Annotated in this window: 4 protein-coding genes and 5 pseudogenes; 3 read left to right on the plus strand and 6 right to left on the minus strand. The window is 63.5% G+C overall.

Annotated elements, in window-relative coordinates; translation table 11 throughout:
• Positions 1-430: 430 nt before the first annotated feature.
• Complete coding sequence (locus BVER_RS24850) at positions 431-2,695, plus strand: heavy metal translocating P-type ATPase (protein ID WP_232316749.1); 2,265 nt, start codon at positions 431-433, stop codon at positions 2,693-2,695.
• On the opposite strand, the gene BVER_RS24855 is transcribed toward BVER_RS24850, so the two are convergent.
• The 4 genes and pseudogenes from BVER_RS24855 to BVER_RS24870 all read right to left on the minus strand — a co-directional run bounded on the left by BVER_RS24855 (position 2,635) and on the right by BVER_RS24870 (position 6,082).
• Entirely contained in the window at positions 2,635-3,126 is a 492-nt protein-coding gene (locus BVER_RS24855; RefSeq protein ID WP_050455539.1) for a thioesterase family protein, read from the minus strand. The genes BVER_RS24850 and BVER_RS24855 overlap by 61 nt on opposite strands.
• A 17-nt stretch (positions 3,127-3,143) precedes the next feature.
• A pseudogene (locus tag BVER_RS24860) lies at positions 3,144-4,096 on the minus strand (L-carnitine dehydrogenase).
• 30 nt (positions 4,097-4,126) lie between these two features.
• Positions 4,127-5,055: pseudogene (gene cdhC / locus BVER_RS24865) on the minus strand (3-dehydrocarnitine:acetyl-CoA trimethylamine transferase CdhC).
• 67 nt (positions 5,056-5,122) lie between these two features.
• Positions 5,123-6,082: pseudogene (locus tag BVER_RS24870) on the minus strand (choline ABC transporter substrate-binding protein).
• A 221-nt stretch (positions 6,083-6,303) separates the two neighbouring features.
• On the opposite strand from BVER_RS24870, the pseudogene BVER_RS24875 reads away from it, so the two are divergent.
• Positions 6,304-7,280 (plus strand): annotated as a pseudogene (locus tag BVER_RS24875) (GlxA family transcriptional regulator).
• Between the two features lie 15 nt (positions 7,281-7,295).
• Here the strand turns inward: BVER_RS24875 and BVER_RS24880 are convergent.
• Together BVER_RS24880 and BVER_RS24885 are read right to left on the minus strand one after the other, a co-directional pair.
• Positions 7,296-8,490, minus strand: a pseudogene (locus BVER_RS24880) (porin).
• Between the two features lie 471 nt (positions 8,491-8,961).
• A complete protein-coding gene (locus tag BVER_RS24885; protein WP_050455540.1) occupies positions 8,962-9,183 on the minus strand; it encodes a hypothetical protein in 222 nt (73 codons plus the stop codon).
• A 7-nt stretch (positions 9,184-9,190) separates the two neighbouring features.
• Between BVER_RS24885 and BVER_RS31885 the strand changes: the two genes are divergently transcribed.
• Positions 9,191-9,358 carry a hypothetical protein gene (locus tag BVER_RS31885; protein WP_157056216.1) on the plus strand — a complete coding sequence of 56 codons (168 nt, stop codon included), beginning with the start codon at positions 9,191-9,193 and terminating at the stop codon, positions 9,356-9,358.
• The last annotated feature ends 38 nt before the right edge of the window (positions 9,359-9,396 follow it).

A 9,396-nucleotide genomic window follows, 5' to 3' on the forward strand; every position in this document is an offset into this window, starting at 1 on the left:
TGCTGATACAAGCGCAACCGGCATCAGTGAGATGCTTCGTGCCGTGCTCGAGCCGTATGCGGGGAAACTCGCACGTACGGTTCTTCGGGGGCCGCGTTTCCGAGAGGGAACGTGGCTACCCTCTAAACAACGGGTCTGTCCCGTATTTCGATACGGCGGCGGCTGACATGATGCCGCAAAACCCTTGCCTGGCGGGCATTTGACGTACATCGCGCGTAATTTTGAGATATCCGCAGGTTCGGCGCCGGGCGATTTTCGTTCCGATTCGCGACCTGCTGATGTATTTGCCTGCAGATATCGAAAAAAATTCCCCCGAATTTTTTATTCCGCTAGCGATCCCGCCAAAGAACGCTTGACCTTCCAATCATTGGAAGGCTGATACTGCATTCATCAGGGATCTCGCGATCCCGGCAAGATCGGAGCGTTATATATGTCCACCGCATCCACCGAACACCCGCGCACCGCCGAATTCGCCGTCAGCGGCATGACGTGCGCGTCGTGCGTCATGCGCGTCGAGAAAGTGCTCAAGCGCGTGCCGGGCGTCGAAAGCGTCGCCGTCAACCTCGCGACGGAAAAAGCCACCGTCCATGTGAGCGATACCGTCAGCGACGATCAACTCGTCGCCGCGATCACCAAAGCCAGCTACGAAGCCGCGCGCATCGAGCCGGAAGCGCCGCCCGCCGTCGCGCCCGCGCGCGGATGGGACGGCGAACTCGCGGCCGTCGCCGGGAGCGCGATCGTCACGCTGCCGCTGCTCGCGCCGATATTCGGCCTCGGGCTGTCGCCGTGGCTTCAGCTGGCGCTGGCGAGCATCGTGCAATTCGGCTTCGGCGCGCGTTTCTATGTGGGCGGCTATCGCGCGATACGCGCGCTGGCGGGCAATATGGATTTGCTGGTCGCGCTGGGGACATCGGCGGCGTGGGGCGTGTCGGTCTATCAGATGATCGCGCACAGCGGCGGCGGCATGGCGCATCTGTATTTCGAGGCGTCGGCGGTCGTGATCACGCTGGTGCGCTTCGGCAAATGGCTGGAGGCGCACGCCAAACGGCAGACCACCGACGCGATCCGCGCGCTCAACGCGCTGCGTCCGGGTACGGCGCGCGTGCGCGATGCCGCCGATCCGTCGCGCGAACGCGAGATGCCGCTGGCGGACGTGCGTATCGGCGATATCGTGATCGTGCGGCCGGGCGAGCGCGTGCCGGTCGATGGCATCGTGCGCGAAGGCCGCACGCATATCGACGAATCGCTGATCACCGGCGAAAGCCTGCCGGTCGCGAAGGAGCCCGGCGCGCGCACGACGGGCGGCTCGATCAATCGCGAAGGCGCAGTCGCGATCGAGACGACGGCGATCGGCGCGGAGACGACGCTGGCGCGCATCATCCGGCTCGTCGAATCGGCGCAGGCGGAAAAGGCGCCGATCCAGCGGCTGGTCGATCGCGTGTCGGCGGTGTTCGTTCCGGTGATTCTCGGCATCGCGCTGGTGACGATGATCGGCTGGATGCTGCACGGCGCGGACGTCGAAACCGCGCTGCTGAACGCGGTCGCGGTGCTGGTGATCGCGTGCCCGTGCGCGCTCGGCCTCGCGACGCCGACGGCCATCATGGCGGGCACGGGCGTCGCCGCGCGTCAGGGCATCCTGATCAAGGACGCGCAGGCGTTGGAGCAGGCGCACGCCATCGAGATCGTCGCGTTCGATAAAACCGGCACGCTGACGGTCGGCCGCCCGAGTCTCGTCGCCTTCGATACCGCGCCGGACGTGAATCGCGACGACGCGCTCGCGATCGCCGCCGCGGTGCAGCGCGAAAGCGAGCATCCGCTGGCGAAGGCGGTGGTCGAGGCGGCGGCGTCTGGCGTCGCTCAAATCGCATTCGATGCAAGCGACGTGCGCGCGATCGCCGGTCGCGGCGTGGAAGCGCGCGTCGGCGAACGGTGCGTGGCGATCGGCAGCGGCCGCTGGCTCGCGGAATTGCACGCCGATATCTCCGATGCGCTCGCCGACCGCGCCCGCGAACTCGAAGCGCAGGGCAACACGGTGTCATGGCTGATCGAACGTCGCGACGCGGACAACGCGGCGCTCGCGCTGCTCGCGTTCGGCGACACGGTCAAGCCGACCGCGCGCGCGGCCATCGAACGTCTTGCGGCGATGGGCGTGCAAAGCGCGCTCGTGACGGGCGACAACGCGGGCAGCGCGCAGGCCGTCGCGCGTGCGCTCGGCATCGCGCCGGAGCGGGTGTTCGCGCAGACGCTGCCCGATGACAAGGCGCGCGTGATCGCGCAACTGAAGGCATCGACGCACGGCATCGTCGCGATGGCGGGCGACGGCATCAACGACGCGCCCGCGCTCGCCGCCGCGGATATCGGCATCGCGATGGCGAGCGGCACGGACGTGGCCATCGAAGCGGCCGGCATCACGCTGATGCGCGGCGATCCGGCGCTCGTGGCGGACGCGATCGATATCTCGCGGCGGACGTATCGCAAGATCCGGCAGAACCTGTTCTGGGCGTTCGTCTATAACCTGATCGGCGTGCCGCTCGCCGCATTCGGCATGCTCGACCCGATGTTCGCCGGCGCGGCGATGGCGTTTTCGAGCGTGAGCGTGGTGACGAATGCGTTGTTGTTGAGAAGGTGGCGGGCTCAGGCGGGGGGCGTCGCGAGCGAGGCACGCGCGGGCAACCCGATCACCCGCCCCGCATAACGCGCCTCCCCCTTCTCCATCACCGGATGCGCCGCGATTCTCTGCGCCACGTCCTCATCGAACGATGCGCCCTTTGGCGCGCCGCTCGTATCGATATGCATCAGCATCTGTTCGCAGGCGGACACGGGTTCGTCGCCATCGCCTTCGAACATTTCCAGATACAGATGAATGCGCTTGCGATCGACGCCGAGCGCCAACGCATCCACCCGCACGGCCGCGCCTTCCTTGATCTCGCGCAGATAGCTGACGTGCGCCTCCAGCGTGTACAGCGTGCGATGACGCGCGCTGCGCCCCGCTTCGTCCAGCCCGATGCAATCCATGAACGCATCGGTCGCGAGGCTGTAGATCAGCATGTAGAACGCATCGCGCAAGTGGCCGTTGTAGTCGACCCATTCGGGCTTCACCGTATCGCGATAGATCGTGCTCGACATCGTCGCTCCTTGCGCGCTTAGTCTTCGATGCCGTGACGCGCCTTCGCCTGCGCGATCGCCTCGATCACGCTCGCGATGCAATCGTCGCGATACCGTTCCAGTTCCTTGATGCCGCGTCCGTTCGTCTGACGCGACGTGCCGTCCACCACGCGATCGATCAGCTCGTCGGTCAGCTTGGGCGCGACGAGTTTCGTCCACGGCAATTCGAGCGCGGGCCCGAACTGCTGCATGAAGTGTCGCATGCCCGCTTCGCCGCCCGCCAGCGTGTAAGTCAGGAACGTGCCCATGAAGGACCAGCGGATGCCCGCGCCGTAACGGATCGCATCATCGATTTCGCCGGTCGTCGCCACGCCGTCGTTGACGAGATGCAGCGCCTCGCGCCACAAGGCTAGGCTTCGAGCAATCGATCGGCGACGAAACCTGGCACTTCCTTGCGCACCTTCAACGGCCGCATGCCGATGGACGCGTAGAAGCTCATCGCCGCGTCGATGGTTTCGCCCGAAGTGCGCTCGCCGCCGAGCACCTCGACCAGCGGCAACAGATACACCGGATTGAACGGATGGCCGACGATGCATCGCTCGGGATGCACCGCGCTCGCATAAAACTTGCTGGGCAACAGCCCCGACATCGACGAACCGATGATCGCCTCGGGCTTGGCCGCGCGGCTCACGCGTTCGTGCAGCGCGAGTTTCAGCTCGACGCGTTCCGGCGCGCTTTCCTGAATGAAATCCGCATCGGCGACGCATTCCTCGACGGTCGCGACCACGCGCAAGCGATCGGGCGATGCACCCTTCGCCAGTCCCACGCGTTCGAGCGCCGGCCACGCATTCGCGACATTGGCGCGCAACGCGGCTTCCGCGCCCGGCGCCGGATCCCACGCGGTCACGTCGAGGCCATGCGCGAGCGCGCGCGAAACCCAGCCGCTGCCGATCACACCCGCGCCGAGCGCGGCGAATTGCTTCACTTGCATGTCGTGGTCTTCCTTTGGTTCAAACACAATTCAGGCAAATTGTTCGAGTACGCGCTTGTCGAGCAGACGTTCGCCGCGCGGCCGCAGACCGAGCTTCTTGCGTCCTTCGGCAGGCGTCAGCGCACGTCCGCCCAGACGCTCGATGATCTCCACCGCGCGCTGCACCAGCGTGCCGTTGGTCGCGTGGACGCCGCGATCGAGCCAGATGTTGTCTTCGAGACCGACGCGCACGTGGCCGCCGAGCAGCATCGCCTGCGCGACCATCGGCATCTGCATGCGGCCGATGCCGAAGCCCGCCCAATGCGCGCCGGGCGGCAGGTTGTCGACCATCGCCTTCATCGTGCCGGTGTCGGGCGGTGCGCCCCACGGAATGCCCATGCACAACTGAAAGAGCGGCGGGTTGTCGAGCAGACCTTCTTTCAGCATCTGATTGGCGAACAGAGATGGCCCGTATCGAAGATTTCCAGTTCGGGCTTGACGCCGAGTTCCTGAATGCGCTTGGCACCCGCGCGCAATTGCGCGGGCGTCGAGACATAGATGTAATCGCCATCGCCGAAATTGAGCGTGCCGCAATCCAGCGTGCAGATTTCCGGCAGCAGTTCCTCGACATGCGCGAGACGCGTCAGCCCGCCGACGAGATCGGTGCCTCGACCGAAGCGCATCGGGTCTTCGCCGGGGCCGATCTCCAGATCGCCGCCCATGCCCGCCGTCAGGTTGATGATCACATCCACGTCCGACGATCGGATGCGATCCACCACTTCGCGATACCGCGCGGGATCGCGGCTGCCGCGGCCCGTTTTCGGATCGCGCACATGGCAATGCGCGACGGTCGCGCCCGCGCGCGCCGCTTCGATGGCCGCCTCCGCGATCTGCTTCGGCGTGACGGGAATGGCCGGATGCTTGCTCGTGGTATCGCCAACACCGGTGACCGCACAAGTGACGATGACGTCGTAGTTCATGATTTAGTTCGGATAGCTATTCAATTGGTTTGGAACAGGTCCGTCGACTGAGCAACGGACCGCCTGATCACAGACTCAAATACTGCTTCACCGCCGGCAGACCGTCCTTGCCGTCCACCGTCTTCACGCCCGCGAGCCACGAATCGAGCAGTTGCGGGTTCTTCTTGAGATACGCCTTCGCGGCATCGGCCGGACGCTCTTTGTTCATCACCGGTTGCATCAGGCGATTTTCCAGATCGGTCGTGAAGCGCAGGTTCTGAACCAGCTTGCCCGCGTTCGGGCAGCGCGTGAGGAAATCCGGATTCGTCAGCGTATAGACGCGCGCTTCGCCGTAGTTGGGACCGAATACTTCGTCGCCGCCGGACAGATAGTTGAGCTTCATCTGAATGTTCATCGGATGCGGTTCCCAGGCGAGAAACACGACGTGTTTCTTCTCTCGCGCCGCGCGTTCGACCGTGACCAGCATGCCCGCCTCGCTCGATTCGACCAGCTTGAAGCCGCCGAAACCGAACTGGTTGGTGTCGATCATCTTCTGGATTTTCGCGTTCGCGCTGCTGCCCGGTTCGATGCCGTAAATCTTGCCGTCGAGTTCGTCCTTGTGCTTCGCGATATCCGCGAAAGTCTTGATGCCCGCGTCGTAGGCGTAGTTCGGCACGGCGAGCGTCGCCTTCGCGCCCTTCAGATTCGGCGGCTCCAGCTTGTCGATGGTCTTCGCGTCGAGGAACGGCTGCACCGCCTTTTCCTGCACCGGATACCAGTAGCCGAGCGACACGTCGATCTGCTTGGCCTTTAGGCCCGCGAGCGAAATCGGCACGGAGGCGACGGTCGTCTTCGGCGTATAACCGAGGCCTTCGAACAGCACGGACGCGAGCGCCGTCGTCGAGGTGATGTCGGTTCAGCCGATATCGACGAAGCGCACGGTCTTGCAGGTTGCATCGTCGGACCCGGCGGCGCGGGCGGGTTGCATCGCAAGGCCGGCGGCGGACGCGCCGATGAGGAGCAAAGTCGGAAGAAGGCGTTGTCTCATGGCGGAGTTCCCGTGAGGTTTTCTTGGAGGACCGGTTCGTATTGCCGGCATGACTCAAAATTACCGCCGCATAAAAGCGCCCGAACGACTGGTAGCGACCGGGAATTGACTGCCTGCGACGCCCGCTTTGTCCGTCGCGCTTAAGGTGCAGGCCCGATTGCGCACGGTTTTTGCAATGGTTAACGTGGAGATATCGCTGTTTCGGCGCTTTTTTCCATTCGATGCCCACTCCACAAGACTTCCATTTCCTGCTGCTGCCCGAGTTTTCGTCGATCGGCTTCATGTCGGCGATCGAGCCGCTGCGCGTCGCGAACCGCTTCAGCGGCGAGTTGTATCGCTGGCATATCGTTTCCGCCGATGGCGGCCCGGTCGCCGCGAGCAACGGCATTTCGCTGAACGCGGAATACGCGATCGACAGCGTGAAGGATCCGCGCACGGTGATCGTCGTATCGGGATTCGAGCCGCTGGCCCGCTATACGCGCGCGATCGGCGACTGGCTGAGGCGGCTGGATCGGCAAGGGCGCGACGCTCGGCGGCATCGATACCGGTAGCTTCATTCTGGCCGAGGCGGGATTTCTCGCGGGCAAGCGCGCGACCATGCACTGGGAAGCAGCCGCGGCGTTTTCGGAGCGCTATCCGTCGATCGAAACGAGTCAGGAATTGTTCGAGATCGACGCGCGGCACATTACCTGCGCGGGCGGTACGGCGTCGATCGACATGATGCTCGATCTGATCGCGCGCGATCACGGCGCAGAGCTGGCCGCGCAAGTGTCGGAGCAGTTCGTGGTGGGACGCATCCGGCAGCGCAGCGATCATCAGCGCATGCAGATCGCGGCGCGCTAAGGCATCCACAATCGCAAGCTGATTCAGGTGATCGGCGTGATGGAGCAGCACATGGAAGAGCCGCTCTCGCCCGATACGCTGGCCGAATCGATCGGCGTCACGCGTCGTCAGCTCGAACGCCTGTTCTGTTCATCGCTCAAGGATACGCCGACGCATTTCTATCTCGGCCTGCGTCTGACGCGCGCGCGAACTGCTTCAGCAAACCGACATGTCGATTCTCGCGGTATGCGTCGCGTGCGGCTTCGAATCGCCGTCGCATTTTTCGCGGACGTATCGCGTGCGTTTCGGCACGAGCCCTCGACAGGACCGCAGCGCATTGCGCGCCGTGCATCCCGCGAGGCTCGCGGCCGCCTGAGACTCGCAATGCGCCTTAGAACGAATGACGCATGCCGATCCGCACATCGGCCTGGGTGTTCGACGTCGACGGCGTGAAGCTATAGCCGATGACGGCATCGACCGCGACGCACGCAGATAGTCGCCGGAGATATACAAGTCCGTGCGTTTCGACAGCAGATAGTGCAGCCCGAGCGATCCCTGATTCCAGTGATTGCCTTAAAAGCGCGTGTGCTGATAGCCGCCGTACAGCGCGAGATCGGGCCTGAAGTTATAGGACGCACCTGCTTCGTACACCTTCATGTACGACGTCACGCCCAGTCCCTTGATCGACGTCCAGGTGAAATTACCCGAAAGCATCAGGTTGCCCAGCGTCCATGCGCCGCCGACCGCGAGCGCGCCTTGCCGGTCCACCGAAAACGGGTTCGCGCTGAACAGATCCGTGCGCGCGCCGATGGCCGGATCGATCGTCACGGTCGGCTGGCCGAGGAAAGTGTGCGCGCCGATCATCGCGTAAGGATCGAACGCGTAGATGCCGTTCGGGTTGTTCAACTGCGTATAGGCGACGCCCAGGTTGAAGGTGTTGCGCGCATAGTGCGCGCCGACGCTCCACGCGCTGTTCTGATGGAAGTTGCCCGAGACGTTGCCGAACGAATACACGCCACCGAACGTGAAGCCGCCGTAATCCGGCGACATGTACTTCACCGAGTTCGGCAGACGGTCGCCGTTCATGCGGTCGAAGTCGCCCTGGTGAATCGCGTAACCGCTGGCCCAGGCAGAAATGTTGTACAGGTAGACGAATTCCTCGGTCATATCCAGCTGATTGCCGAACGACACCGTGCCCCACTGATTGCTCTTGATGCCCACATACGCCTGACGTCCGAATTCCGCGCCGCCGAACGCATAGCGGCCGGTGCCGAGCCGGAAGCCGGATTCGAGCGCGAAGATCGCCTGCAGGCCGCCGCCGAGGTCTTCCGTGCCGCGAAAGCCGATCCGGTTGCCGTATGAAATGCCGTCGTCGAACTTGAAGACGTGCGCGAGCCGCCGCTGTTGTTCACGTAGGTGATGCCGGCATCGAGAATGCCGTAGAGCGTCACGCTGCTTTGCGCGTGCGCCAGCGACGATGCGCCGGCGGCCGCGCTCGCGGCAAGCGCCAGTCCCGCGAACTTCGATACGCGCGGACGCGCGCCGTGCGCGGCGCGTGCGGTGGATGCGGCATGTCCTCTTGTCATCTTGTGGTCCTCTTCTTGTGGGCCGACGGATCGGTGTGTCGTTGGCGACGTTTCGTTAAATGAAGCGCGGCCTCGCCGTCTCGCGCGGAGCGAAGCGGCGAACCACGTCTGTTGCGACTTGCGGGAAATGCTGAAGGCCGATGCTGAAAACCGCCGCTGACTGCCTGTCTCCGTGATGCAGGCGGCGCACTACGCGAAACACTAAATTTCAGACGACGTTGTAAAAATAAGTTGCCATATTGGTCGAGGCTCGACCGATTGCGACGCAAATCTGTCCACTTGCGACCGAGACCGCTGCCATCGGGCATGGAATCGGTTCGATTTCAGACCTGCCCGATATCGAAGCGCAAGTCTCCTGCGGATACTTCGGAATCTGTAAAAAAATCGCTTCAACCCAGACTCCGTATCTGAATCGAGCAAGACATGACTACCCGTTGTTTGAGCATCATCCAGTTCGACGCACCGCAAGTCCTAAACAATCACAAGCACTACGCCAGCCGCCTCGGCTACCAGCACGACACCGTGCTGCTTACCGGCATTCAGACCCAGGCGCATCGCCTGCTCCTCAAGTACGAAGCAATCCTGCATCATCTGCGCAACATGCCGGAGATGGCGGCGCTCGTGTGCTTCACCGAAGACTGTCTCGTGCTCAACCTTCATCCCGTCGAACCGATGCTCGACGGCCGTCAGCATCTGCTGGATGTCGCTCGGCGGAAACACGGGCAAATATCAGACCGCCGTGCAGGTGTGGCGCAACACGCAGGACATCCGCGACTACCTCGTCGGCCCTTCAGAATTAGTCGAAGTCAAGGGTGGCAAGGGGCCGCCGGAAGATCGTGTTTCCCAGAACTCCCAGAAGCAATATTGATCTGAATGGTTTCCTGGGAGTTTGGAACTTCGCCGATG

This window comes from Candidatus Burkholderia verschuerenii, from assembly GCF_001189365.1.
Classification (GTDB): domain Bacteria; phylum Pseudomonadota; class Gammaproteobacteria; order Burkholderiales; family Burkholderiaceae; genus Caballeronia; species Caballeronia verschuerenii.

Bases quoted from the DNA above. Each gene is read 5' to 3' on its own strand.
- BVER_RS24850 (WP_232316749.1), top strand. From the start codon at position 431: ATGTCCACCGCATCCACCGAACACCCGCGCACCGCCGAATTCGCCGTC.
- BVER_RS24855 (WP_050455539.1), bottom strand. From the start codon at position 3,126: ATGTCGAGCACGATCTATCGCGATACGGTGAAGCCCGAATGGGTCGAC.
- BVER_RS24885 (WP_050455540.1), bottom strand. From the start codon at position 9,183: ATGCTGACGGCCGTCGAGCATCGGTTCGACGGGATGAAGGTTGAGCAC.
- BVER_RS31885 (WP_157056216.1), top strand. From the start codon at position 9,191: ATGTCGCTCGGCGGAAACACGGGCAAATATCAGACCGCCGTGCAGGTG.